Below are 24,775 nucleotides of genomic sequence, written 5' to 3'. Positions count from 1 at the left end.
CCCCATCGTCTAGAGGCCTAGGACACCGCCCTTTCACGGCGGTAACAGGGGTTCGAATCCCCTTGGGGACGCCACTTACTTTTTCTAAAGTAGGTATGTGTTATTAAGATAAAAAATTTTCTGTTCAAGCACTTCTTACGTTCGTCTATAGAATACCTCTCTAAATTAAATATTTAGGTTTATCAAAGCCTAGAGTCACGATATTCACTCAAGTATTGTTCAACCTCAAAAGACTTAATTAAAAGTATCTGTGTTTTTTATTCAGGGCTTATAAATATTCTACTTGTTAATCTACATAAAACTTCCAAAAAATGAGGAGGATTTATGGCAAGTGGATGGGCGCGAGATGGCGCAATTCAAGATCAAATAGATGCAAGTGTTAATGATGCAGTGCAATACGCAAGAAGTAACCTAATTTCAGGAGCGAGCGCTGAGCTTTGTGATGAGTGTGACGAGAGAATACCACAAGCAAGAAGGTTAGCATTACCAGGCGTGCGCTACTGTATTTCATGCCAAGCGGAATTAGAAGGGCTACCAAGTAATGCTAACGCGTTTAATCGCCGTGGCAGTAAAGATAGTCAATTACGATAAAGGTGCTCAAGGCACCTTTTTTTATGGGTAAAATACTACCCGTGATTATTTATGATTTTTTCTGAATAAGTTCAATTGCATATCCATCAGGGTCTTTAACAAATGCAATTTCCGTTTTGCCACCTTTTACTGGACCTGGTTCACGACTAACGTTACCGCCAGCTGCTTTGATATCCTCACAGGCCTTATAAATATCATCAAATTCAATCGCTATATGGCCATAGGCATTACCTAAATCGTAGCTGTCAGTATCCCAGTTATAGGTCAGTTCAAGTACTGTTGTATCAGTTTCATCACCGTAGCCGACGAAGGCAAGGGTATAGCGATACTCTTCATTATCAGCACGACGTAACTCTTTCATACCTAGCACATTAGTGTAAAAGGCAATTGATTTATCTAGATCAGCAACCCGTAACATAGTATGTAGTAAACGCATTTAAATTTACCTCAATTTATTCTTTGAAATCTGTAAAGTACGATTATAAGCAATTCCTAATCATAAAACTGTATTACGCGATATTTTTACTTCTCAACTTTACCTTTAAGGACATATATTTCGCCATCAAAACTGCCCTGAATCGTTAACCCTTGTCCTGCAAGCTCCTTCAGATAGTCTATATGCTCTTGTGTAATATGTTGCCCCGGAACCAAAAGCGGAATTCCTGGCGGGTAGGGCGTAACTAAACCGGCGCAAATGCGGTTGTTACTTTTGCTAATAGGTACCGATTCGCGCTCGCCATAAAAAGCTTCGCTTGGAATACAGGCTAAGTCTATAGCTGGTAAATTCTCCGGTAAGCGAGAACGTCGTGTCGATGTGGCTAGTTTTACCTTGCCACTATCGAGTTTTTTCAACGCATTGTATAAGCGAATGATCTTTGAGCGCGTGCCGCCAAGAGTCAGTAACACCAAAATAGTACTGTGGGTGTATTTTTCTATTTCTAAGCCAATTTCATCCAGCAGATACTTATGAATATCTTTTAATGAATAGGGTAATTCGCTAATGTCGATAAGAATTTTTAGCGGGTCGTGGCCCATGTTATCATCACTAAAGTGCGGGAATATTTCCATAAACTCTTGTTTACCAAGCACTTTAATCTGCTTTAGTGATGCCATCTGTTGCTTAAATTCGTCTACATGATTTAACAAGGCATTGAGTAACTTATAGCCTTCCATCTCCAATTGTTTTTGGCACACATCAAGAGAAGCGATAAGCTGATATTTCGGCGATGTACTGGCATAAATACTGTAAATCTCGCGAAAGAAGTCAGCATCAAAATCAGGATCGTTTACATGGATATACGATGCCTGAGAAAACGCCGATACCACTTTATGCGCTGAATGAGTAACATAATCAGCGCCAGCATGAATCGCAGAATAATACCGTAAACTTGGATGAAATAGCGAGTAAGCAAACCACGCTTCGTCGATAAACACCTTAATACCATGTTGATGAGCAAACTCGACTACCTGTTTAAGGTCGCTCAGCAGGCCATCGTAAGTACAACCGGTAAGAACCAGTAATTTTGCATCGCTATTTTGTTCTATTGCTTGTTTTATATCAGCCAATGACGGTGGCGCAAAAATCCCATATTTAGGGTTTAAAATACTCGACAAGTAAATGGGTAAACTGGCTGATTGCAAAATGCCATAGTGCACAGATTTATGGCAATTACGGTCAATAATCACTTTATCGCCTTTGCGAAGCAGTGTCTGCAAGATGATTTTATTTGAAGTGGATGACCCATTAGTGACGAAGTAAGTGTGCTTCACCTCAAACGTAGCGGCAGCTGACTCTTGGGCACGGCCAATGGTATTGGTGCTATCTGATAATGAGCCTAACGAATCGACTGACACCGACAAGTCACCCACAAACACATTACGGCCATAAAACTGATAAAAATCTTTAATATAGGGAGAATTTCTAAAGCTTGAACCACCGCTGTGCCCAGGTGTGTGCCATGAATCGTTCGACTCGCCAACATAACGGCGGTACGCTGTCCAAAAAGGCGTTTCTGAGCGATCATCAAAGTCGTTGATCATATAACCTAAAATTGCTTCAGGGTCTGAGATTACTTCATCTTTAAAGAAGAATGACTCAATCTCCTCCGACTCATTAACGATTTCTAGCCCCTCTGTGTCGTCACCAATAACATACACAGGTAACTCAAGACGGATCCCCTTTAGTTGTTCGATAAAACGACTATAAGTGCGTTCACCAACCTTATTTTGCACATCCCAACTAAGTACAACGGCCTGAATATCACCATCTTCCTTTACACACTCCAGTGCTTGTTCAAGTTCAAGGTATTCAATAATATCGATATGAATATCGTTTCGCTCAAAATTAGGGGTAACTTTTGACAGATTCGTCGAAAGTTCTTTTAAGGTGCTAGGGTCTTGCTCAATCAGTAATATACGAAGTAAGGGTAACATAGAGGGTCGCACTATAATTTTATTATGCTCAGTAGCATAACTAATGAATTAAGACTTGTGAAATTAATACTTTGGAAATGTTCCAATAATTACGGCAAATCACGAATAAACAGATTTTATTTGAATTGATTTACAAGGTATGAAAAATGAAAGGTGCCAAAGTTAGACACCTACTTTGAATAAACAAAAAAGTAACACTGGAATACGAATTAATCATTGAGCTTATTCTTATAAGCCTGATAATTGAGGTTTATTATTAACAATCGTGCTAAATGAACGTTTTTTATTTACGGATCTATTCTACTTTATCTTTAAACTCTATAGGTACTACTTTTTCGAGCTTCTTTTCTACTTCAACAAGGTTCTTACCCATAGCAAACTTATCAAGGTTTGAGTCGGCCAGCCGAAAGATAATAAAAGTAGATGCAAAAGGTAATACCTATAGGATGCTTTTATTAACTTCCTGACTGTTACTATCGACATAGCATTATTTACCCTAATTAAACAGCTAACAGTCTCAATAGTTTTAGTTTTTTAAAACAATGTTTTGGCCTACTAAGTGCATTTTTTAAAAATCCATTCTAAAGGCCCGTGTTTAAAATACTTGAGCCAAAACACACTGAAAATTATGCTAATTATGCAAAAAACCAATGCGGAAAATATTGACAAGTCTATGGTTTGATTAACGAGTAAGCCAGTTGCCTCAAGAATTCCCATGCCAATAATGACATGTGCTACATACAGAGTTAACGTTAACTGCCCAGTTTTGCTTAGCCACTCAATTAACCGGTTGGTAGGAAATACACTTGCTAGTTTTAGAGAAACCAGCAAAACAAGAACGGCAGAGCTTGCAGCTGAAAACATATATTGTGGCAACGGCGGTATTATTGACGTGGTTAACAAAAACTCAATTTCATCTTTTGACATGCCAATAGACGGGTCATCTCCTGCCCACATTCTCAGCATATAGAAGCTTGCTTCTACAATAAGTAAAATACTTAAAGACCATGTAAACAAAGACTTCCTTACATTAGTATTGGATAAATCTTGTTTACCCAACCATATGCCAAATAGCAAGAAACCACACCATGGTAAAACTGGGTGATAACCATTAAAGAAAAGGTGTCTAATCACTCCTTCAGTTGTCCAAAAACCAGAATAACTAAGCTCAAGCCAATCCCATCCTTTTTCGTAATCAAAGAATAGCCACATTAATGGAAATGCAAAAACAAAACCGATAGATGCACTGAGCAGTTTCTTGCTGCTAAGAGTAAATAATAATGCAGCTATCAAAAAATAGAATGCATAGAATTTCAAGATGTCGGCTTCCCAAATAGGTGTAAAAGCCAAGCCAATCAAAAGTAGTAAAACAGACCTTTTTATCAAAGAGGTTCTTACTTGCTTGATGTGTTCAAGTGATCCACTGGTAACACATTTTTTAGTTAAAAACGCAATACCTATACCCGCTAATATAACAAACAAAGCCGAAGCCCGACCTTCGAATAGAGCCGCAAACTCTATTAATTGTGGTGTGCCAATATCGGCGTTCATGGCTAACTTAAAGTTGACAATAACCATACCAAAGAGCGCTAACGCTCTTGCAAAGTCAATACCGATTAGTCTATTCACTCTCTTGCTCCACAGAATTCATTTTTAACTTTTGAGACATTGCTGTATCATAATGGAACTTAATAGATGATACAAGGCTGTCTCATAAAATGGATGCAAGAACAAATAATTCGAGAAAAAAAATTATTCAATCGGGGTTAAAACTGTTTATTCAAAATGAGGATTCAACGCTAGTTGACGTGGCTAAAAGGGCTGAAGTTGGTAGAGCAACGGTGTACCGCCAATTTAAGCATAAGGAAGCGCTTCAAGAAGAGATTGCGTTATATTGTTTAGACCGCTTTGACGAAGTAAATATGTCCGTTGAAAATAAAGCTAAAGACTCATTGGATGCTATTAGGCTTGTATTCGAAAATACTTTGCCGTTATACGAGGAATTCGCTTTTTTGCAAAAGTTCGAGAAGATGTTTCAGAAAAGTGAAAAGCTTCAAGTTCGTATGCAACAGCAAGATAACGAGATACGAGAATTGATAAAACTTGCGAAAGATGAGGGGTTATTAAGTAAGCACTTCTGTGTTGATTGGGTTTTTTATTTTTTTGAAGGTTTATTGTACGCAGGTTACAAGATGAGTCATCTAGATAATTACAGTTCAGGTAAGGCAGCACATTTAGCTTTTTTATCGTTCAAGAGTGGGGTTGCTTCATAACCCCCTGCAAGAATATAGATGTAACATTAATTTACTGAAGACAGTTACTACGCCAGCATAACCCCTGAGCCATTCAACGAGCACACTTAGCTGCTAAAAGAAGTGAGTGAATCGTTATAAGTTTACTAGGCACATCTTGTGGTTAATTTATTTAAAAGATCAGTTTGCTACCTATCAGTTCTTTTTTTGGGGGGAAATCGACACAACTTAAGCCAGCTATGTCGCAACTTGACACTGGGTAAGCCAAAGCTAACGTCCGCTTTCGTACCTTAACAGGTGGGAGCTATTCAGTCTTATCTTTAAACTCACACAAGTCTTCAATAATACAGCTGCCACATTTTGGTTTACGGGCAACGCAGGTATAGCGCCCATGTAAAATGAGCCAGTGATGTACATCGACTTTAAATTCTTTGGGGATCACTTTTTCGAGTTTTTGTTCAACCGCAACCACGTCTTTACCCATGGCAAGTTTAGTACGGTTAGAAACACGGAAAATATGCGTATCTACAGCGATTGTCGGCCAGCCAAAATATAATGAACGTAGAACGAAAATACTTACTTTTTCAAGACTGCTTTGAGCGAACAGCGGTCATTGGGGGTGGCTAAATATAATTGCTTAATGGTTAAACATTAGGTTTAATGGATACATAATAAACGCTGAGTTACGCAGGGACAGCTTAGATACGATAGATACGCCAGTAAACTTGGCTTGATTTCGCTTAGGCCATAAAAAGCCTTTCTATATATGTAAGTCCATAGCATAAGTAACACCAACTCTGCACACTGAGCAGGTAGCGCCTCAGTCCAACAAGCGATTATGCAACACAAACTGCGTGTCGCATAAATACTAAAATGTTAGCACCCGTAAATTTTAACCAAGGTAATACTTAATGGAAGTAAGACGAGATCTTAATGATGTAGAACCCCTAATAAGTCGATTGCTTTCTATAGGCTAGGAATATAGAAACAAAGATAAGTGGTGGTCTCACTTAAAAAACAATGAAGATTGGGAGCAGACTGTTTGGCCTATTAATGACGGGTTAAAAAAGGGGAAGATAGAGAGAATCTATGCTGATGGTCGAGACATGGGATTGTTTATGTCTGATGCTTTGGCGGCAATAAACTTTGATATAACAACATACCCTACTTTAACCAGCATTATTAAAAGATTTGAAAATACCTGGGTCTACTCTGACCTGCAATATGTGATTGACGAAGCTCAACAGGCCTTTAACGAGTTATCTCTAAATTCGTGGGCATTTAATCAAATGGTTACTGCTTTCGAGGAGCAGATGAATTTAGCAGAAGTTGTTAAACAAACACTTTTGTTATTAGAGCAATCAAATTTGTACAAATTAGAGAACGGACTGCCCGTGAATAATGAAAAGCCAAGCATTAGTATTCAAAATGTAAGCAACAGCAATATTGCTGTCCAATCTGAGGGGGCGCAACAGTCGATTTCTATAAATGAACAAGTTTTTGAAGATCTGCTTGCTGTCATCAAAGCTTCTAATATTGAAAGCAAAGAGCCACTAATTACTGCTGTCGAAGATATGCAGGCGGAAAGTAAGTCTGGCTCAATAGGCAATACATACAAGGCATTTATTGGCGCTGCAGCGAACCATATGACACTGATAGCTCCATTTATCCCTGCGCTTACGGCAATGATGTAAGTGCTAACAAGTAAAGGCAGCGGACGAATAAATACGCCGCTGCTTTAAGCGTTAGCCCATAGAAATTCACCTAATACAGCCGACGACCTAAAACGTTTTGTCCAAAAACGTGTTTTGGCGAATGCCTCAAAAGAGCGGTAAGCAGCCAAACAACGGTTTAAAGTACTACTAAAAATACAAGACAAGTAATGCTCAGTTTTGGTATGCTGTGGGCAGTAAAGAACGGATGATTTTTAGTTCATCTAAGTTATAAAGGAGTTAGGATGGGGTTAGGTGGAATTAGTCTATGGCAAATATTTATTTTGCTATTTATTTTCTTTATGGGAGCTTTGCCTTGGATTCTAGCTTTAGTATCTAAAAAAGCAAAAGGCACGGACAAAGTCGTTTGGTTCTTAATGTCATTCTTTATTTCTTGGTTAGGGTACCTCGTTTATTACTTTTTAGTGATTAAAAAACTGCCTGAAAATAACTAATACAAGTAATTGAAGCAGGAATCGTAACATAGCAGCGTGATTTTGTTTTGGTAAAATACTGCTTCAATTATTGCTCATGGTAGACTTTAAAGCCGAGCTATTTTGGCAGGATACTCAAAGTTATCGCGTGATAGGTATACATATATACAGCGCCTCGTTATTCTAAACTCTGTCTAAATCAAAATGCTTAAAACTCCCTCTGCTTAAAGAAAACGCCTAAGCTCCTCCAACTTTCAGATTTAGAGTGTACATTTGATTATACCTTCATTAAAGATTCCAAGCTCATTGACCTTGTCAGTAATCATAGTATGAAGGGCGTAGAGATATTATATTAGCTGTGTAGGTCAACAGAGAGCGAAAAGCAGACACTGAAAAAGTTAAATTTATTCCTACTTCTTTGAGTAGGAGCCGAATGTTGTCTGATAACATTATTAACCGCTGTTTTCGTGTGTTATAAACCATCTAAATGGTGTTGAATAAGCCGTTAACTTTAAAGGTATCCAATGAGATTTATATTAATCGTTTTATTTTTTTTAAATTCTACTCAAGCTCTTGCGCAGTATGACCGCTTGAGTATAAATTCTGAGTTCCTAGGAAAAGACGTTACCGTTCAGATATCGTTACCAGACACTTATCGACATTCTGATAACTTTTCATACCCTGTACTAGTTGTATTAGATGGCGCCACTCAATTCAATCACGCGGCAGCTAGCGCGCATTTTTACAGCACTTATGCAGCAATACCGGAAATGATTGTTGTAGGTGTAAGTCTAAAAAATAGATTAGCATTTTTTACTCATACTGAGCCTGATGCATTTGTCGGTCGAGCCGGTAAAGCTGACTTACTCACGCGTTTCCTACAAGAAGAGTTATTAAACCAACTTAATAAGCAATATAGAGTTGCGCCTTATTATGTTATCGCAGGCCACTCACTTTCTGGTCTATATACCAGTTACCTTGCAGTTAAAGGTAATACTAAATTTAATGCTGCGATATCCATTAGCCCAAGTCTTTGGTGGGATGAAGCTACAATAGTTACAGACTTTGAAAAGAAGCACTCAACCAGTGGAGCAAAAACTTTTCGATGGTTTCTAAGTATGGCAAGTGAGCCGAACGAAATGCCCGAAGCTTTTGAGCGCATGTTATTGGCATTGGAAAAAAAATCAAAATCAGGGCTTTATTATAAGTACGCAAGGTTCCCCGATGAAACACACGACACCACTCCCGTAGTAGGAATGGCAAAAGGGTTACAAGCTATTTTTTCTGATTGGAATGCGGTACCTGAGATTGATATCATGCCTCTGTCGAACCTAATAAAATTTTATGAGGATAAAGCTAAAGAGTTCGGTTATGCATTCCCTTTATCGGCACATCAGTATAATGTTTATGGGCTCAAAGCTACGTATGAAGATAAGCCAGCATGGGGCGTTGAAATTTTGGAAAAAGGTACTGAGACTTTTCCTAATTCAGAGATACTGTGGGATAGTTTAGCAACAGCTTACAGTTTGAATAAGAATTTACCTGATGCGTTAATTGCATCTGAGCGTGCGCTGGAACTGGCTGTCGCCAATAATTCAATTTTTATCGCTGAGATCAAGGAGCAAAATACGGACTTGAAGCTAAGCAAAAAATAGATGGTCATCAGGTAGCCTGTAAAGTAATACAGCTAACAATCAAATCTTATCGCCAGCAAATAGCGCTGGCGTGACTTTAATCCTCTGAGCAAATTCTCACGCTAAATTTAGGCGTTGCTGAGTGATAACAATTGATACGTGCCAGACTCTAACTTCGAGTCTGGCTTAGGTCCAAATTTAAGCATCGATCTGTTCTGATACTTCTAACGCATCATCAACTTCTATTCCCAAGTACCTGACAGTGCTCTCTAGTTTTCTATGGCCAAGTAGAAGCTGACAGGCTCTTAAATTTTTAGTTTTTTTGTAAATTAGTGATGGTTTGGTACGTCTCATAGAATGAGTGCCATATTGAGTCTTATCTAATCCAATTGAGGTGACCCAAGAATCAACTATACGTCCATATTGACGGGTTGAAAGGTGTTCAGAGGAATGAATTCGTGACTTAAACAAGTAATCATAAGAATTGAGAGTAAATTGCTCTATGAGCGCCACAATTGATTTCCTTGTATTTCCAGTAATTTCAAATTGAACAGGCATACCAGTCTTTTTTTGAACGACTATTGCCCTTGATTGGATTGTTTTACCATGAGCGATGTCATTAACTTTTAGTGAAACTAAATCACACCCTCTTAGTTTGCTATCTATGGCTAGGTTAAATAGTGCTAGATCTCTTATTTTATGAAAAAGTTCTAGTCGTATTCGGATAGCCCATATTTGCTGTAATTTTAAAGGTAACTTTTGTCCTACAAGCTTATTTTTATTCCAAGGCTCTTTAGGCTGATATATAGTTAACTGGTGCATTAGTTGTACTCCGGTGTTTATGGAGTTTTAAGCTTAGCTTGCTACAAAAAAATTCGGGTATGAGCGATAACCGGTCATTGAGGTTGGCTAAACACAAGAGTTAGTTGATTGGTTAAACTACTCTTTGCGCATATATTCATGAAAATGAGCGACGCGCGCATATTGTTCCATTTAACTTTACTTAAAAGTTTTAGAAAACTTAGTGATAGTAATACCTTAGGTAATTTGTTAAAACTATATAATATGGAAAAGTGAGCGTTAAGTCGGCAGAGATATGCGCGATGAGCGCACTATTAAATTGTTGAACTAAGCCGCTACGCGGAGATCCTATTCTTACCATTTGAGCCACACTTACCTTGGGGTTATCCCATAACTTGGAGGTAAGTCATGAATACACTCATTGAACAAGTCAAAACTGAAATAGCCTATCTTGGTTATTCACAAAGTACCTGTAAAAGTTACTGCGAGCATTTGCTTAAACTCAGCCATTATTTTAATAAACCACTCGATTTAATTACTGATGATGAGCTGAATATATTTTTTAAAGATCCCGCTATTCGCAAGCTCTCCAGAGCAAGCCAAAAAATACAGATAAACAGCATTTGGTTTCTGTTTAAGAATATTTTACACCGCCCACTTAACTTAGATATTGCACTGCCAAAAGTAAAACTTCGCGCACCCACGTATTTATCGCGCGATGACATGCGACGGCTTATAGAAAGTTGCACCGATATGCGCTTAAAAACATTGATAGTGGTGTGTTATGGATGTGGCTTACGTATAAGCGAACTGCTACGCATTAAAGTACAAGATATCGATGGGCAGCGTAAAACCATTTTAATTGAACAGGGTAAAGGGGATAAGTCACGGTATGTGGTTGTATCAGACAGTGTGCTGAATCAATTACGTTGTTATTGGAAAATGTATCATCCAACGGGCTGGATGTTTTACTCGCGGTTGTTATTGGATGAACCTATGTCAGCATCGACCTTCAGGAAGGCATTGAGAAAACATGCACAAGCGTGTGGCTTAAAGCACTGTAACCCACATGCTTTACGCCATGCTTATGCAACACACCAACTTGAATCAGGTATGCCACTTCATCAACTGCAACATCAGCTTGGTCACAGTGATATTAAAACCACACAAAGTTACTTACACTGGTTACCTGAATTAGGGCATGGCGGCATTGATTTGCTTGCGAGTTGGGGTAAACAGTGAGCGCTTTGCATCTCGCTGATATTTTAAACTCAAATCTTGAGAATTATCGACAGCATCATACGATGAGCTATCAACAACTGCGCGTGTGTCAGCACCTTCAATCATGCAGAACAGGTCAGCTTGGTTACCAAGCATGGCAATGTGATAACTGTGGTGAGTCGCAAAAGATTGGATGTAGTTGTCGAGACCGTCATTGTCCGCGTTGCCAAGGCATGGCTACTGCTAAGTGGGTGCAAAGGCAGCAAGAGGATTTATTACCGTGTCGGTATTTCCACCTTGTTTTTACGCTCCCTCATGAGTTGAATATCATTGCGCACTATAACCCAAGCGCGTTGTACCAGTGTTTATTTAAAGCCGCATGGCAAACGCTGAGCAAATTTGCGAAACGAAAGAGGCATGGCCAGTTAGGCATGACAAGCGTACTGCATACGTGGGGGCAAAACTTAAGTCAGCATATCCATTTGCATTGCTTGATACCCGCAGGCGCGCTAGATAAAGCGCACTGGCATGAAATAGAAAAAGGCTACTTATACCCCGTAAAAGCGTTATCAACAGTGTTTAGAGGAAAAATGCTGGCGGCGTTAAACGAATCAGATGGTTCATTCGTGAAGATAAGCACACCAACCAAATGGTGCGTGTATAGCAAAGCCTGTTTAACGTACAGTGAAAAGCTAGTTAGTTACCTTGCTCGTTATACACGAAAAGGCGTGATGTCAGAATCGCGATTAGTGTCAGCGAATGAGCAGTCAGTGAGCTTTAAATACCACGATTATGCAGATAATAACCGCGATAAGGTCATGACACTGAGTTGTGACGAATTTTTACGTCGTTACTTACAACATGTATTGCCGAAAGGGTTTATGCGCATTCGCCACTATGGCTTTTTAGCTAATGCGTGTCGCAAGCGAAAGTTAGGGTTAATAAAGGCTCAAGTATCAGCAACCCCATGCAAAGCGGTGAAGCCGAAGGTAGAGCAAGAACGATTAATACCCCATTGGCCTTGCCAGTCATGCAAGACGGGTACTTTACGACTTATTGGTGTGATGAATTTAGATGAGGCGACAAACAAAGTAGCGCGAACGAGTTAGCAGCCTTGCTTGCTGCATCAAATCAATAAGTTAACCTGCTTAATTGTTCAGGCTAGCGGCCTCTGTACGTGTAAAAAATATAATTGCTTATTAAGGCAAATTTAGGTGTAATGAATACATAAAAAGCGCTGAGCAATGCAGGGAAAGCTTACATAACACTCGCTAAGCTGATTAAATTAGCGAGGAAAGTGAGAGCCTCTAAAAAGCAAATTCCCATAGCATAAACAACACCAACTCTGACACACCGAGCAGGTAGCGGCTCAGTCCAACAAGTGATTATGCAACACAAACAGCGTGTCGCATAAATACTAAAATGTTAAGTGTAAAAAAGAGTATCCATCATGATCAGAGTATTATTAATTCTATTTCTAATCAGTTTATCTACTCATTATGCTAAGGCTAATGAGTTGAATGTGAGCATTAATAGCTATTCTGATGCTGCTGCATATATACAGGCGGCTTATGATAATGGCTTAGATAAGAAGTGCTGGGACTCCAATGCTACTCAAAGAAAAGTAGTTGCCTTTCTGGGCAGCGAAGGACTAGACGACAAGCATGAAAATAATCTATCTAAAAAATCTACAGAGCTAAAGCCATTTGACTGTAATGTCTTAGCCTCTGTTATTGATATGGTGCACTCAAATAAAAATGCGATTTTGACAAAATATCCAAAAAACCAAAAAACTACAACGGCACCAGACTGGAATAAATTACCTTCTAACAATCCAGTATTTTATAGTCAAAATGGTGGTTCAAAAGCAATTCTGAGCATTAATGATAGAAACTCTCTAGAAATATCATTGCTTACAGTTAATTCAAGCTGTGACCTAAATAGCAAATCTAAGCAAGGTGAGTCTTTTATGTATGTAAATAAAACTCTCGTTAAGTTTGGCTATGTATGCAATGGCGAAATGCAGTCCATATTTTTTGCTAAAAGCCAAAAAGGAAAAGAATATATACTTAAAGAGTTTGAGGATAAATCCAAAGTTTGCTACGCACTCAAAGAAGAAATAAAAGGGTTGTGCTTTGGTGCTATCGGTTTTAAGAGCTCAAAGCGCGAACTCCTCAATATAATGAAACAGAGAGATGCAGCAATATAATTTTATTTTTGATAAGCACTTAACAAGTTTAGGCAAGGGGCGCTCCTGACGTCGCGCCCCTGCTAAAAGCGTTAGGTAATAAGGAGAGTACTTGTGAAAATCGTTAAATTTGTGTGTCATTCTTGCCAAAAAGAATCGGAGTTTGATGCTTCAAAGACACCAATTATGTTTCTAGATGATGTAACACCTAGACCTGTTACCTATGTACCAAAATGTACGCACTGCGGAACTCAATGTTCGGTGACACCCAATAATGGCTGATCCCATTCAATCTACACCTCCTAGTGAAGAAGACTTATTTTATCTTCGGTGGGGAGAAGAAACTATTAAAAAGAACATTGAGAATGCTCATGGTGTTTTAACTCAGTTTCTAACATTAAATACTACTCTAATGGGTGGTGGTATAGCATTTATGAAACCAGAAAGCATAAGTGCAACTTGGTTGGGTGTCTCTTTATTCTTGTTCTTTTGGGGCTTGGTCTTTTCGTTTCTCGGTGTACTTCCTCATGAAACAAAAGTTAACCCGATTTCTCCGACTCAAATCAAGGAGCATAAAGAATTGGCGTTGCTAAAAAAGAGACGGTTAATGTGGTGTTGCGCCGTGGCAACTGGTGGAGGATTGGCTACATTAGCAATTGGTGTAATTATTACCTAACAAACTGTTAAACAAGGACAAAAAACAGTTGGTTTTGCTCCTTCGTCGCCAATTTTAACCAACTATTTTTGCCTGTTAACAGGGCGTTAGCTGCTTAAGCTCATAAAGGAACAAGAGATGAGAAAATACATCATAGCTCTCCCAATCATCTTATCTGGCTGTATATCAAGCAATCCTATTAAGCCTGAGGATTTAAGCCATAATTATTTCGATACAGGAAGAAGTGTTGGATATAAAATTCAATCACAGAACCTAGAATACGACATCAAAGTTGCAGCACAGTGCGACTCCAACAAACAAAAGTATTCATTCTCATTCATAGATAAAAGCAGTGGACAAAGAGCTTATCAGCCCCAATGGTCTTTTTTCTTTAATGGAGAAAAAGATTATCGCTCATCCAAAGAATACGATGAAGCTGAATATCTTAATAAAGCCACAAATGTTCAGGTTGCTAGATATTTGGGCTCTTCAAAATATTCTCAAAAAGTTGACCTGTCGGCACCAGAACTACTCAACCTCCCAACGCTTTGTAAAGATAAATACACACAAATACAAAAAGATTCAGCCAAACGCAGAAAGCAAAGAATGGAAAAGGATGCAGAATTAGTTGCGTCCGTAAAAAAATCAACGGGGTTAGAGCCCATGTTTTCTGACAGCAACCAGAAAAATTTCAATGAGCTAGTTTATAGTTTCCAAACAAATGGCTTCGCTCAACATCAAAATAAATTTGTATGGACTGAGGATGGTGATTACAAAGTATCACAGGTCTTGGACGGTAAGCTTATGTTAACTAGTTACAGCACACGTTTACCACCAATAACCATCATTACAAACTTACCTGCAATTGAGGGGCAATTTTGGTCTAGCATTTCACGCGCACCATTAAAGTTTGTAGGCGTCACCAATTACACAACCGTTCTTGGTGCAACTAAACAAACTGTTGTTTTTCAGCAATTGTAATGCAGCTAACAAGGCAAGGCATTGGACTGTCAAAAGCGTCACTTAAATTGCTTACGCAATTACGTGCCACTTCTGCCAGCCCATGCTCGCGGCGTTAGCTGTTTAATGAAAAATTTGGAGTAATATGTCTCATTATTTTGGTATCGAAGAAATCAAGACAAAGTTAATCGTTGTGGTTGGAATGTCTTTGTCAGGTGAAGAATTTTGTAAAAGATACCGTATGGGGTCTGATGAGTATCATAAAGTCTATAATCTCGCTGATTACACGGCATTAACTAAAACTATCGTCAGCAATAATCTAATAGAAATTTCAGTTAAGGTTCGGTGCTTAGTCGACGCGTTGAGCTCTCAAGGAATTAAATTCCCAGTAGAAAAATCAATTACGACCTACGGCGCTGGTAGTTGTGCTGATGGCAAGAAAAAGATGAAAGGCTTTCGATTTATTTGTAATAAGGTTATCCATGCTGATGGTTTTAATCTTGATTTCATTGGCCGAAAATCCTTACCTAAAGAAATGGTTTGGTGGTCAGGAGATATTACTGTTTCAGGGGCATATCAGGGAGAAAGGTGGGAGTTCTTCTTTTCTGTTTTAGACTGGTGTGACGAGGTACTAGAGTTCCTAAAACTGGCAGAGGCACAAATTGATAAAATTCAGGGGAGTTCGCGCGATCTTCAGCTACACAGCTAACAAATTGTTCAAGAGTGATTCGGCACGCGTGGCATTTTTACCATGCGTCAAGTTTAGTGGTTAGGTGGTATGCGGAGGCTTAGGTATTGCGTGCCTCACACCTTAACAAGGCGTTACAAACGTCCGCAATTGGCACAAAGCAGGCTTTAATTACTCTGTTTTCTCTTTAAACTCACATAAATCCTCAATAATACAGCTGCCACACTTTGGCTTACGCGCCACACAGGTATAGCGACCATGCAAAATGAGCCAGTGATGTACATCGACTTTAAATTCTTTGGGAATGACTTTTTCGAGTTTTTGCTCAACCGCAACCACATCTTTACCCATAGCAAGCTTGGTACGGTTTGATACACGGAATATGTGCGTATCTACAGCGATTGTCGGCCAGCCAAAAGCGGTGTTCAGTACAACATTGGCAGTTTTACGACCTACGCCTGGCAGGGCTTCAAGGGCTTCACGGTTCTCTGGCACTTCACCGTTATGCTGATCTACCAATATTTGGCACATTTTATATACATTGGCTGCTTTTGAATTAAATAAGCCGATGGTTTTTATGTAATCACGCAGTGTGTCGTGGCCAATATCTAAAATGGCTTGTGGCGTATTAGCAACCGGAAATAATTTACGAGTGGCTTTATTTACCCCAACATCGGTGGCTTGTGCTGAGAGCGTAACGGCAACTAGTAACTCAAACGGGCTTGAATATTCAAGCTCCGTTTCAGGATGTGGATTGTCGTCGCGTAAGCGAGTAAGTATTTGGTGACGTTTTTCTTTATTCATGTAACTTAAAACGCATTAGCTTTATTAAGTTAATGCGTTTTCCCCTTAAGTTAAGCTAGTAACACGCGCTCTAGGGCCTTTTTCAGCTTCTGGCGGTGCAACTTGTTTTGATTTTATTTGTGCATCAATTACATTTTTAGCGGCGATCAGTAGCCCAAGCCCTAAGAATGCGCCTGGTGGTAAAATGGCCAGTAAAAACTGGCTATCAAAGCTAAATACTTCAATGCGCAATATAGCAGCCCAAGGCCCGAGTAATAAATCGGCACCATCAAATAATGTGCCTTGTCCAACCAGCTCTCGCATAGCGCCAAGTACAACCAGAACCAACATAAAGCCTAAGCCCATCATCAAGCCATCAAAGGCGGATAAGTGCACTGGATTTTTTGAGGCAAACGCTTCTGCACGGCCAATAATGGCGCAGTTGGTTACAATTAACGGAATGAAAATCCCTAAAGATTGGTAAAGGCCAAAAGTGTAAGCGTTCATTAACAGCTGCACAATTGTTACAAAACCGGCAATGATCATTACAAATACAGGTATTCTAATATCTTTAGGTACCCAGTTACGCACTATTGATACAGTAATATTAGAGCCTACTAATACCAATAAGGTTGCTAAGCCTAAACCTAGCGCATTAGTAATTGTAGAGGTAACAGCGAGTAAAGGGCATAAACCTAATAACTGTACCAAGGCGGGGTTATTTCCCCATAAGCCTTCTTTGTAAAGGGTTTTTAATTCGCTCATGGCGTTACCTCTGGGCATGCGTTTGCTGCTGTGAACAGAGCATCAAAGTTATCTTGTGCATAAAGTACCGCGTTTTTGACTGAGCCTACGACGGCACGAGGTGTAATTGTAGCGCCAGTAAACTGATCAAACTGGCCGCCGTCTTTTTTAACGGCCCAACGATCGTCGCTTTCGCTTTGTACTGTTTTTGTATTAAATGTGGTGATCCAGTCTGATTTTTTTACTTCAACTTTATCACCTAAACCTGGCGTTTCTTCATGTTTGGTTACCCTTACACCCGCAACGGTACCATCGCGATATACTGCACTGAGTAAGTTTATATCACCACTGTAGCCGCTAGGGGTGACATGACGAATGACTAATGCCACAGGTTCGTTATCTTTTCGGGCACGATAAATAACTTGGTTGTCGTATGGCCCTAGTAATGGATCAGATATAATTACACAATCTTGCGATAGCTTATTGCTGTATTTGAAATGCGGCAATACTTCTTGAAGCTGATTAGTTAATTCCAACTGCTCTTGCTCTGCAATTTTATCAGCGGTAAGTGTATTAATTGTGGCAACGAGTCCCGTTGTTAGTAACGCAAACCCACACAATATTGCGCCATTTTTTACCATTGAAGAAATAATCATTTTACTGCTCCATGGCCATAGGTTCTTGGTTGTGTATAGTAATCGATAAGCGGTACCGCTATGTTTATTAGCAACACCCCAAATGCAACTGCATCAGGAAAACCACCAAAGGTGCGAATTAAATACACAATTAAACCAATTGCTGCACCATAAATAAGGCGACCTCGATTGGTGGTTGCAGCTGATACAGGATCGGTGGCGATAAAAAAGGCCCCCAGCATAGTCGCACCACTAAACAAGTGAAACACCACACCCGGCTCTGTACCTGGCGAGGCAATATAACCAATTGCTGCGCATAAGCTTAAGCTTGCAATAAAACTCACTGGTATATGCCAGTTAATTACTTTTGTTTTTAACAGGTAAAGGCCGCCGAGTAAGAAGGCTAAGTTAACCCATCCCCAACCTAGGCCAGTCCACTCATTAAATACGCTCTTTTGCATGCTCTCTGTCACCGTTAGTCCGTGAGCAATATCTGTTTTTAAGGTATCAAGTGGGGTAGCCATTGTGCTGCCGTCTATTCCTACTCGAAGCTGATCTAAGCTGTATCCTAACGTGGTAAAATCGCTAAAGATTAAGCTTAACTGCTGGCTAAAAGTAATACCCGTATTAAGTAATTCTGTAACGGGTAACCAAGCAGTCATTTGCACAGGGAACGACACTAATAAAAGCACATAGGCTGCCATCGCAGGGTTAAATAAATTAAACCCTAAACCACCATATAGCTGTTTAACAATAACTATGGCAAACAAACACCCTATAACAATAATCCACCAAGGCGCTAAAGGCGGAATACTTATTGCCAATAACACACCGGTAAGCCATGCACTGCCATCGCTTAATGCAGGCCAAATAGGGCGTTTACGCATTAACATCACGGCTGCTTCAAACGCGCTTACACACACTAACGCTAATAATAATTGGATAAGGACACCGGTGCCAAAAAATACAACTTGCGCAATAACACCAGGAATACAAGCCGCAATTACAGTTAACATTAACCGTGTCACAGATTTGTGACTATGATTATGGGGTGAACTGGCCATGGTTAGTTTCATGACTGATCATTTCCTTCTTTTTGTTGCTTTTTAGCTTTAGCGCGAGCAATAGCGGCGGCTACGGCGGCTTTCTTTTTTTCTTGAGCTGTTTGCTGTGAACCTTCTGAAGATTCATCGTTGCTTTGTGGCTCAGCGTTTTCATTCTGTTTTGCTAATTCATCAGCCTGCGCTGCTTTTTTGGCTTTAGCGCGGGCAATGGCTGCAGCGACGGCAGCTTTTTTATCATCGGCGGCGACAGGTGATTCACTTGCTATGTCATCGTTTGCTGTTTGCTCAGCAGCTTGCGCTGCTTTTTTGGCTTTAGCACGGGCAATGGCTGCAGCGACGGCAGCTTTTTTATCATCGGCAGCAACTGGAGATTCACTTGTTGTGCTATCGCTTGGTGTTTGCTCATTTGCTTGTGCTGCTTTTTTGGCTTTAGCGCGGGCGATGGCTGCAGCGACGGCGGCTTTTTTATCATCAGCAGCAACTGGAGATTCACTTGCAGTGTCATCGCTTGCTGTTTGCTCATTAGCTTGTGCTGCCTTTTTGGCTTTAGCACGGGCGATAGCAGCGGCTACCGCGGCTTTTTTATCATCAGCAGCAACTGGAGATTCACTTGCAGTGTCATCGCTTGGTGTTTGCTCATTTGCTTGTGCTGCCTTTTTGGCTTTAGCGCGGGCAATAGCGGCTGCAACTGCTGACTTTTTGTCATCTACAGCTTCGTCATCACCATTATTTTGTGCTTTTTGCTCTTTATAAAGGCGAGCTTGCTCTTTACGGGCTGCGCGTTCTTTTGCAACTTCACTGTTATCTGGCTCAAGTTCGCCACCTTGCTTTTTAGCTTTAGCACGCGCAATTGCCGCTGCTACAGCTGATTTATTGTCACCATCGCTGGTTTTATCTTTAACGCGGGCAAGGGCATCGGCTACTTTTTGCTGTTCTTCGGTTGATTTAGCTGCTGGCTTACGTTTGTGACGATTTTTTCGCTCAGCTTGTTCTTGCTCTAAACGCGCTTTACGTGCATCAAATCGTTCTTTAGCGCGATCTGATTTTATCTTCTCGGCAATTTGCTCTTTAATCTCAACTTTTGCAACGCGGTAGTATTGAACGAGTGGTATTTCACTTGGGCAAACATAGGCACACGCGCCACATTCAATACAATCAAATAAGTTATGCTCTTGGAGTTTGTCGTATTCTTTTGATTTAGCAAACCATTGTAATTGTTGTGGCAATAACGAGGCAGGGCAGGCATCGGCACAGGCACTGCAGCGAATACAGGCTTTTTCTGGGCCAGGCTCTGCTAATTCTTTGTGATCTGGGGCAAGTATGCAGTTTGTTGTTTTAACAACGCCAATACGAACCGTTGGTAAGGTAAAGCCCATCATAGGGCCGCCCATGACCACGCGCTGTTGCGGCACAGGTGAAAAACCTTGGCAATCAAGTAAGTGCTTAATTTCAGTACCTAGTAAAGCCCATACGTTGCCTGGATTATGTATGGTATTGCCGGTAACGGTAACGACACGTTCAATTAACGGTTTACCTTCGTATACAGCTTGCTGTATCGCAAATAAAGTGCCGGTGTTATGTACTAAAATGCCGATATCAGCAGGAATGCCACCATTAGGTACTTCACGGTTAGTGAGCAGTTTTATTAGCTGTTTTTCACCGCCAGAGGGGTAAACAGTAGGCACGGTTTGTATTAAAATATGCTCGTTATGCTTCGCCGCTTCTGTCATGGCTGTGATAGCCTCGGGCTTATTGTCTTCTATACCAATAATACACAGGGTAGGATTGAGCAGCTGTTGCATGAGCTCAATACCTTTGGTTATTTCAGCGGCATGTTCGCGCATTAAAGTATCGTCAGCCGTGATGTAAGGTTCACACTCAACCGCGTTCACGATTAAAAACTCAATCGGCTGCTTAATATCTGCTTTAACGTAGGTTGGAAAACCTGCGCCTCCCATGCCAGAGATCCCCGCATTATGAATAACATCAACCAGTTCATCGTGTGATGCAGTGGCTGGGTTTGCTAAAGGCGATAATTCACACCAGGTATCGTTGCCATCAGGTTCAATAATAATGCTTAATTCAGGCAAGGCAGAAGGGTGCGCTGATGGCATAGGCGTTATATCAATAATAGTGCCTGAAGTCGGTGCGTGCACAGGTACCGACCAGTTAGCAGAAGGCTTAGTTAATGGTTGACCTTTTAATACGTGCTGGCTTTTTTCTACAATTAATTTACCGCTAGCGCCAATATGCTGCTTTAAAGGCAAAACGAGTTTTTCAGGCAAAGGAAGGCGCGCAATAGGCGCATTATTAGATAATGACTTTTGCTGAGGAGGGTGTACGCCGCCAGGAAATGCCCAAACGGTGCCTTTTTTTATTTGTTCAAGTAACTTTTCCACTCAAACCTCTAATCTATTTGGGTAACAGGAATAGCGTCTAGTTGCCATTTCCAAGTTTGTTTTGTTGGTGCAACAGGTAGCATGTCAATACAATCGACCGGACAAGGTTCAACGCATAAGTCGCAGCCTGTGCATTCGTCAATTAGAACAGTGTGCATTTGACGGGTTGCACCAACAATGGCATCAACAGGGCAGGCTTGAATACATTTGGTACAGCCAATACATTCGTCTTCGCGAATGTAAGCCACCGTTTTAACTGGCTCGGCTTGTTCGCCGCCGGCTAAGGGTTTAGCCTCAACACCCATCAAATCGGCCAATTTCTTAACTGTGGCATCACCACCGGGTGGGCACTTGTTAATTTCATCGCCATTGGCAATGGCTTCTGCATAAGGGCGACAACCAGGGTAACCGCATTGACCACATTGTGTTTGTGGCAAAATGGTATCGATTTGCTCCACTACAGGGTTACCTTCAACGCGAAAGCGAACAGCTGCAAATCCTAAAATTAATCCGAAAATTAACGCCAGCAAACCCAGCGCTATTAAAGCGTACAACAAGGTCATATTAAAACTTCACTAATCCAGTAAAACCCATAAAGGCCATTGACATTAAACCTGCCGTTATCATTGCGATTGAGGCACCTTTAAATGGAGTGGGCACATCTGCTGCGGCCAAACGTTCGCGCAATGCCGCAAATAAAACCAATACTAATGAAAAACCTACAGCGGCACCAAAGCCATAAACGGCAGATTGTAAAAAGGTGTGATCTTCTTTGATATTTAATAAAGCAACACCGAGTACTGCACAGTTAGTCGTTATTAAAGGTAAAAATATTCCCAGTAGACGGTATAACGTTGGACTGGTTTTTCTAACAACCATTTCAGTAAATTGAACAACCACTGCAATAACTAAAATAAAGCTCATTGTTTTCAGGTAGGTGATATCTAGTGGTAATAAAATATACTCGTTTACTAAATAACTGGTCACAGAGGCAAGCGTTAGCACAAAGGTGGTTGCTAAAGACATACCTATGGCGGTATCAAGTTTTCCTGATACACCCATAAACGGGCAAAGGCCTAAAAATTGTACTAATACAAAGTTGTTAACTAACACTGTTCCAATTAATAACAAGACGTATTCTGTCATGTGTGCCTCACGCTAATAAAATCCCGTGTATTATCCTTTTTTCTACTGCGATTAACAACACGTTGAGTGATTATCAGTTAAATAAACAACGTTAAATAATGGGCTAATTGTAAAGGGTTAAATTTAAGGGAGTTTGCAATTAAAAAACTGTCAGCATTTTAACGGCTGAACAGTCATAAAAGCACACTTTAAAACGTAAAAAAGAGCATAAATGCTCTTTTTTACGGTAATTGTAGTAGGGGGGTTAGATGTCTTTAGGCTTTTCAATATAGTAACCTTGAACACCATCAAGGCATAATGTTTCTACAATATGTTTTTCTTCTTGGCTTTCAACGCCCTCTGCAAAAACACTGACGCCAATTCTATGGGCAAGGTCGACCATTAAACGCATAAAGTACTGATTGTTTTTATCGTCTTCCAAACCACGTGTATAGCTTGCATCCATTTTAATAAAATCTGGTTTTAAATCTCTGAAAAATTTAAATGAGGTGAGTCCCACACCAAAGCGTTCTACCGTTATTCTGGCACCTACTCGATGCACCATGTCAATGAAGCGTTTGCTTGCTTTAATATTTTGTTGAAGACCAAATTCACTCACTTCAAAAATTAATTTAGAAGCAATATGGGTATCTTTAAGTAAACGGCGCTCTAACCAAATCATGAATTGGTCGCTGTGCGCGCTAGATGGGGTAATATTTAAGCCAAAATACTTTTCAGATAAATTACTCGATTTTATTCTTTCCAAAGACGATTCTATTATTAACTTGTCAATTTCAATGGCCATATCGAGCTTTTCAGCCATTGCTAAAAATGAAGCGGTAGGCAAAGCTTGGTTTTCTTCTGTTTTGAAGCGGGCTTGAATTTCAGCATAGGCTTTAATGCTTTTGCCTAAAGGCATAATATTTTGGATCACCAAATGGACGCTTTTAGACTCAATTACTTCGTTAATCACTTTACGCCAGTTTTGGTTACCAAATCCTGCGCTCACATTATTAACTAGATCAGTATCACGTTGCACATGCCACGCATTAGCTTGCTTAGACTGCGCCATGCTCATTGCATTATCAACAATAGAGAGTAACTCACCCAAAGGTTTTGATTTTTCGTACCCCACAATACCAGTGTTTGCAACCGAGCTAAGCTCTTGGTTTTGCATATATTGAGTAAAGCGAGATTGTAAGTTCTCACCAAATTTTTCGGCTTCTTTTAACGGGGTATTTGGTAAAATTGTTATAAAATCAGAGCTGTTAACTCTAAAAACTTGACTGCCGGAATAGGTGCCACTGATGCTGACAATAATATCTGCAACGGCTTTAATGTATTCATCACCTTTTTGATAACCGCGGCTTTGATTTATAGACTGCAACTCACTACAGCGAACGAGTGCTAAAGAGCCAAATGTACTTACTTCGGTGTTTTCAATATTCTTTTCGTAGTAATCAACAAACATATTGCGATTACCTAACTCAGTCACACCGTCTTTGTAGGCCTCACGTTTTATTGTGTGTGCAGCATTTTTTATATTGTCATTCTTACTTTTTAAAAAGTGCGATAAACGATTAAAGCTAGGAATTAAACTTTTCCCTAACTTAGCTAACTCTGGCGAATCAATTTTAGTCGCAAAATCATCGCCTAGTTGATTTTGGTTTATATAAATATCAATGACATCAGCAACGTCCGTACATATATTGTCATTAATGTGCTTAACAATGGTTTTCATTAATGCAATAGGTATTAGAGCGAGTAGGGTGCTAATAATTAAAATTATAAAAAAAGCAGTTTGAAACTGCTCACTCAAATGAGTGATGTTTATTTTAAATTCAACTTTTATATCGGCGTTATCATTAGTGGCATACTGAGGGCGCACTGAGTTATTGTTTGACTGAATAAATTCTGCAATAACAGGTAATTGCGCTGAATTGTTAACTGAAAATACTTCCGCACCTTGATAATCACGTAAAGTAAAATGTGAAAAAATTTCACTGCTTGCAAGTGTATTTTTTAAGTTATCAGCAGAGAGGTCAGTTGCAGATAGGTTTTTAATATATTGCTCGACGGTCGCCTGCGCATTTTTTTGAGCTTTACCGATGGCACTATCAAAGTTTTGGCCAATAAAATAACAGCCAGCAGTCACAAGAATCAACCAAGCCATCAGTTGTATAAAAATAAGTTTTTTAAATGCTGCCATTGTTTAATCTTTATATGTCAAAGGGGAGGACACAACCTCATGATTATTAAAATAATTATAGCTTGATAGAGAAAGTTATCAAATAGTTAGTTTTTGTAATCAAAAAGTTTTTTATTTTAATAGGAAATGGTAGAGCAAATTTAAGGAGATGTCTATGGAAGTGTAGTAAATTGGCTCCCCCTCCCCGACTCGAACGGGGGACCTGCGGATTAACAGTCCGTCGCTCTAACCAACTGAGCTAAGGGGG

The 24,775-nt window shown here is 39.9% G+C and carries 23 protein-coding genes and 2 pseudogenes; 11 read left to right on the top strand and 14 right to left on the bottom strand.

Features of this window, described 5'->3' with window-relative positions:
* Positions 1-324 precede the first annotated feature (324 nt).
* Positions 325-591 carry a DksA/TraR family C4-type zinc finger protein gene (locus tag QL989_RS16000; protein ID WP_055013360.1) on the top strand — a complete coding sequence of 89 codons (267 nt, stop codon included), beginning with the start codon at positions 325-327 and terminating at the stop codon, positions 589-591.
* Positions 592-640: 49 nt separating this feature from the next.
* Here the strand turns inward: QL989_RS16000 and gloA are convergent, their stop codons facing one another.
* The 4 genes and pseudogenes from gloA to QL989_RS15980 form a co-directional block, all read right to left on the bottom strand.
* Positions 641-1,027, bottom strand: coding sequence for a lactoylglutathione lyase (gloA, locus tag QL989_RS15995; RefSeq protein ID WP_138608757.1), 387 nt, complete (start codon positions 1,025-1,027; stop codon positions 641-643).
* An 86-nt stretch (positions 1,028-1,113) separates the two neighbouring features.
* Positions 1,114-3,024: an aminotransferase class V-fold PLP-dependent enzyme gene (locus QL989_RS15990; RefSeq protein ID WP_290171109.1), complete on the bottom strand. Its 1,911-nt coding sequence runs from the start codon at positions 3,022-3,024 to the stop codon at positions 1,114-1,116.
* A gap of 310 nt (positions 3,025-3,334) precedes the next feature.
* A pseudogene (locus QL989_RS15985) lies at positions 3,335-3,436 on the bottom strand (endonuclease III); the annotation flags it as partial.
* Positions 3,437-3,579: 143 nt separating this feature from the next.
* Entirely contained in the window at positions 3,580-4,653 is a 1,074-nt protein-coding gene (locus tag QL989_RS15980) for a DUF418 domain-containing protein (protein ID WP_010388400.1), read from the bottom strand.
* An 89-nt stretch (positions 4,654-4,742) separates the two neighbouring features.
* Here QL989_RS15980 and QL989_RS15975 point away from each other — a divergent pair, with 89 nt between their 5' ends.
* Complete coding sequence (locus tag QL989_RS15975; protein WP_138569935.1) at positions 4,743-5,297, top strand: TetR/AcrR family transcriptional regulator; 555 nt, start codon at positions 4,743-4,745, stop codon at positions 5,295-5,297.
* Positions 5,298-5,580: 283 nt separating this feature from the next.
* Here the strand turns inward: QL989_RS15975 and QL989_RS15970 are convergent.
* A pseudogene (locus tag QL989_RS15970) lies at positions 5,581-5,826 on the bottom strand (endonuclease III); the annotation flags it as partial.
* A gap of 568 nt (positions 5,827-6,394) precedes the next feature.
* Between QL989_RS15970 and QL989_RS15965 the strand changes: the two are divergent.
* The 3 genes from QL989_RS15965 (at position 6,395) to QL989_RS15955 (ending at position 9,077) form a co-directional block, all read left to right on the top strand.
* Positions 6,395-6,970, top strand: a complete 576-nt coding sequence (locus QL989_RS15965) for a hypothetical protein (RefSeq protein WP_290171107.1) — start codon at positions 6,395-6,397, stop codon at positions 6,968-6,970.
* 263 nt (positions 6,971-7,233) lie between these two features.
* Complete coding sequence (locus tag QL989_RS15960; protein ID WP_182757554.1) at positions 7,234-7,443, top strand: hypothetical protein; 210 nt, start codon at positions 7,234-7,236, stop codon at positions 7,441-7,443.
* Positions 7,444-7,946: 503 nt separating this feature from the next.
* The gene (locus tag QL989_RS15955) at positions 7,947-9,077 is read left to right on the top strand and encodes an alpha/beta hydrolase-fold protein (RefSeq protein WP_290171104.1); all 1,131 of its coding nucleotides are present in this window, start codon (positions 7,947-7,949) and stop codon (positions 9,075-9,077) included.
* A gap of 177 nt (positions 9,078-9,254) precedes the next feature.
* Here QL989_RS15955 and QL989_RS15950 read toward each other — a convergent pair whose 3' ends face one another.
* Positions 9,255-9,878 carry a tyrosine-type recombinase/integrase gene (locus QL989_RS15950; protein WP_010388419.1) on the bottom strand — a complete coding sequence of 208 codons (624 nt, stop codon included), beginning with the start codon at positions 9,876-9,878 and terminating at the stop codon, positions 9,255-9,257.
* Positions 9,879-10,265: 387 nt separating this feature from the next.
* On the opposite strand from QL989_RS15950, the gene QL989_RS15945 reads away from it, so the two are divergent.
* The 6 genes from QL989_RS15945 (at position 10,266) to QL989_RS15920 (ending at position 15,590) form a co-directional block, all read left to right on the top strand.
* Positions 10,266-11,099 (top strand): tyrosine-type recombinase/integrase, encoded by an 834-nt coding sequence (locus QL989_RS15945; RefSeq protein WP_290171101.1) that lies wholly within the window; start codon positions 10,266-10,268, stop codon positions 11,097-11,099.
* Positions 11,096-12,187, top strand: a complete 1,092-nt coding sequence (locus QL989_RS15940; RefSeq protein WP_290171100.1) for an IS91 family transposase — start codon at positions 11,096-11,098, stop codon at positions 12,185-12,187. The genes QL989_RS15945 and QL989_RS15940 overlap by 4 nt, the downstream gene beginning before the upstream one ends.
* A 341-nt stretch (positions 12,188-12,528) precedes the next feature.
* Positions 12,529-13,287 carry a hypothetical protein gene (locus tag QL989_RS15935; RefSeq protein WP_290171098.1) on the top strand — a complete coding sequence of 253 codons (759 nt, stop codon included), beginning with the start codon at positions 12,529-12,531 and terminating at the stop codon, positions 13,285-13,287.
* Between the two features lie 253 nt (positions 13,288-13,540).
* The gene (locus tag QL989_RS15930; protein ID WP_027695261.1) at positions 13,541-13,942 is read left to right on the top strand and encodes a hypothetical protein; all 402 of its coding nucleotides are present in this window, start codon (positions 13,541-13,543) and stop codon (positions 13,940-13,942) included.
* 117 nt (positions 13,943-14,059) lie between these two features.
* Positions 14,060-14,902, top strand: coding sequence for a hypothetical protein (locus tag QL989_RS15925; RefSeq protein WP_182759213.1), 843 nt, complete (start codon positions 14,060-14,062; stop codon positions 14,900-14,902).
* A gap of 124 nt (positions 14,903-15,026) precedes the next feature.
* Positions 15,027-15,590, top strand: a complete 564-nt coding sequence (locus tag QL989_RS15920) for a hypothetical protein (RefSeq protein ID WP_131690274.1) — start codon at positions 15,027-15,029, stop codon at positions 15,588-15,590.
* A 150-nt stretch (positions 15,591-15,740) separates the two neighbouring features.
* Here QL989_RS15920 and nth read toward each other — a convergent pair whose 3' ends face one another.
* The 8 genes from nth to QL989_RS15875 all read right to left on the bottom strand — a co-directional run bounded on the left by nth (position 15,741) and on the right by QL989_RS15875 (position 24,528).
* Positions 15,741-16,373 carry an endonuclease III gene (gene nth, locus QL989_RS15910; protein ID WP_055013367.1) on the bottom strand — a complete coding sequence of 211 codons (633 nt, stop codon included), beginning with the start codon at positions 16,371-16,373 and terminating at the stop codon, positions 15,741-15,743.
* A 45-nt stretch (positions 16,374-16,418) separates the two neighbouring features.
* Complete coding sequence (locus tag QL989_RS15905) at positions 16,419-17,117, bottom strand: electron transport complex subunit E (protein WP_010388435.1); 699 nt, start codon at positions 17,115-17,117, stop codon at positions 16,419-16,421.
* Positions 17,114-17,752 carry an electron transport complex subunit RsxG gene (gene rsxG / locus QL989_RS15900; RefSeq protein ID WP_290171093.1) on the bottom strand — a complete coding sequence of 213 codons (639 nt, stop codon included), beginning with the start codon at positions 17,750-17,752 and terminating at the stop codon, positions 17,114-17,116. The genes QL989_RS15905 and rsxG overlap by 4 nt, the downstream gene beginning before the upstream one ends.
* Positions 17,749-18,807: an electron transport complex subunit RsxD gene (gene rsxD, locus QL989_RS15895; RefSeq protein WP_008115238.1), complete on the bottom strand. Its 1,059-nt coding sequence runs from the start codon at positions 18,805-18,807 to the stop codon at positions 17,749-17,751. The genes rsxG and rsxD overlap by 4 nt, the downstream gene beginning before the upstream one ends.
* Positions 18,804-21,194, bottom strand: a complete 2,391-nt coding sequence (rsxC, locus tag QL989_RS15890) for an electron transport complex subunit RsxC (RefSeq protein ID WP_290171092.1) — start codon at positions 21,192-21,194, stop codon at positions 18,804-18,806. Before rsxC ends, rsxD begins: the two co-directional genes overlap by 4 nt.
* An 8-nt stretch (positions 21,195-21,202) precedes the next feature.
* Complete coding sequence (rsxB, locus tag QL989_RS15885) at positions 21,203-21,757, bottom strand: electron transport complex subunit RsxB (RefSeq protein ID WP_008115242.1); 555 nt, start codon at positions 21,755-21,757, stop codon at positions 21,203-21,205.
* A gap of 1 nt (position 21,758) precedes the next feature.
* Positions 21,759-22,340 (bottom strand): electron transport complex subunit RsxA, encoded by a 582-nt coding sequence (gene rsxA / locus QL989_RS15880; RefSeq protein ID WP_008115244.1) that lies wholly within the window; start codon positions 22,338-22,340, stop codon positions 21,759-21,761.
* Positions 22,341-22,584: 244 nt separating this feature from the next.
* Positions 22,585-24,528 carry a GGDEF domain-containing protein gene (locus QL989_RS15875; protein WP_290171091.1) on the bottom strand — a complete coding sequence of 648 codons (1,944 nt, stop codon included), beginning with the start codon at positions 24,526-24,528 and terminating at the stop codon, positions 22,585-22,587.
* Positions 24,529-24,775 lie beyond the last annotated feature (247 nt).

Origin of the sequence: Pseudoalteromonas sp. APC 3224 (assembly GCF_030407535.1) — a bacterium.
GTDB lineage: Bacteria > Pseudomonadota > Gammaproteobacteria > Enterobacterales > Alteromonadaceae > Pseudoalteromonas.
This window is presented reverse-complemented; position numbering and strand designations above follow the sequence as displayed.

Bases quoted from the DNA above. Each gene is read 5' to 3' on its own strand.
- QL989_RS15965 (WP_290171107.1), top strand. From the start codon at position 6,395: ATGTCTGATGCTTTGGCGGCAATAAACTTTGATATAACAACATACCCT.
- QL989_RS15975 (WP_138569935.1), top strand. From the start codon at position 4,743: ATGGATGCAAGAACAAATAATTCGAGAAAAAAAATTATTCAATCGGGG.
- QL989_RS15920 (WP_131690274.1), top strand. From the start codon at position 15,027: ATGTCTCATTATTTTGGTATCGAAGAAATCAAGACAAAGTTAATCGTT.
- QL989_RS15960 (WP_182757554.1), top strand. From the start codon at position 7,234: ATGGGGTTAGGTGGAATTAGTCTATGGCAAATATTTATTTTGCTATTT.
- QL989_RS15930 (WP_027695261.1), top strand. From the start codon at position 13,541: ATGGCTGATCCCATTCAATCTACACCTCCTAGTGAAGAAGACTTATTT.
- gloA (WP_138608757.1), bottom strand. From the start codon at position 1,027: ATGCGTTTACTACATACTATGTTACGGGTTGCTGATCTAGATAAATCA.
- QL989_RS15990 (WP_290171109.1), bottom strand. From the start codon at position 3,024: ATGTTACCCTTACTTCGTATATTACTGATTGAGCAAGACCCTAGCACC.
- QL989_RS15905 (WP_010388435.1), bottom strand. From the start codon at position 17,117: ATGAGCGAATTAAAAACCCTTTACAAAGAAGGCTTATGGGGAAATAAC.
- QL989_RS15875 (WP_290171091.1), bottom strand. From the start codon at position 24,528: ATGGCAGCATTTAAAAAACTTATTTTTATACAACTGATGGCTTGGTTG.
- rsxG (WP_290171093.1), bottom strand. From the start codon at position 17,752: ATGATTATTTCTTCAATGGTAAAAAATGGCGCAATATTGTGTGGGTTT.
- QL989_RS15955 (WP_290171104.1), top strand. From the start codon at position 7,947: ATGAGATTTATATTAATCGTTTTATTTTTTTTAAATTCTACTCAAGCT.
- QL989_RS15925 (WP_182759213.1), top strand. From the start codon at position 14,060: ATGAGAAAATACATCATAGCTCTCCCAATCATCTTATCTGGCTGTATA.
- QL989_RS15945 (WP_290171101.1), top strand. From the start codon at position 10,266: ATGAATACACTCATTGAACAAGTCAAAACTGAAATAGCCTATCTTGGT.
- rsxB (WP_008115242.1), bottom strand. From the start codon at position 21,757: ATGACCTTGTTGTACGCTTTAATAGCGCTGGGTTTGCTGGCGTTAATT.
- rsxD (WP_008115238.1), bottom strand. From the start codon at position 18,807: ATGAAACTAACCATGGCCAGTTCACCCCATAATCATAGTCACAAATCT.
- nth (WP_055013367.1), bottom strand. From the start codon at position 16,373: ATGAATAAAGAAAAACGTCACCAAATACTTACTCGCTTACGCGACGAC.
- QL989_RS15935 (WP_290171098.1), top strand. From the start codon at position 12,529: ATGATCAGAGTATTATTAATTCTATTTCTAATCAGTTTATCTACTCAT.
- QL989_RS16000 (WP_055013360.1), top strand. From the start codon at position 325: ATGGCAAGTGGATGGGCGCGAGATGGCGCAATTCAAGATCAAATAGAT.
- rsxA (WP_008115244.1), bottom strand. From the start codon at position 22,340: ATGACAGAATACGTCTTGTTATTAATTGGAACAGTGTTAGTTAACAAC.
- QL989_RS15950 (WP_010388419.1), bottom strand. From the start codon at position 9,878: ATGCACCAGTTAACTATATATCAGCCTAAAGAGCCTTGGAATAAAAAT.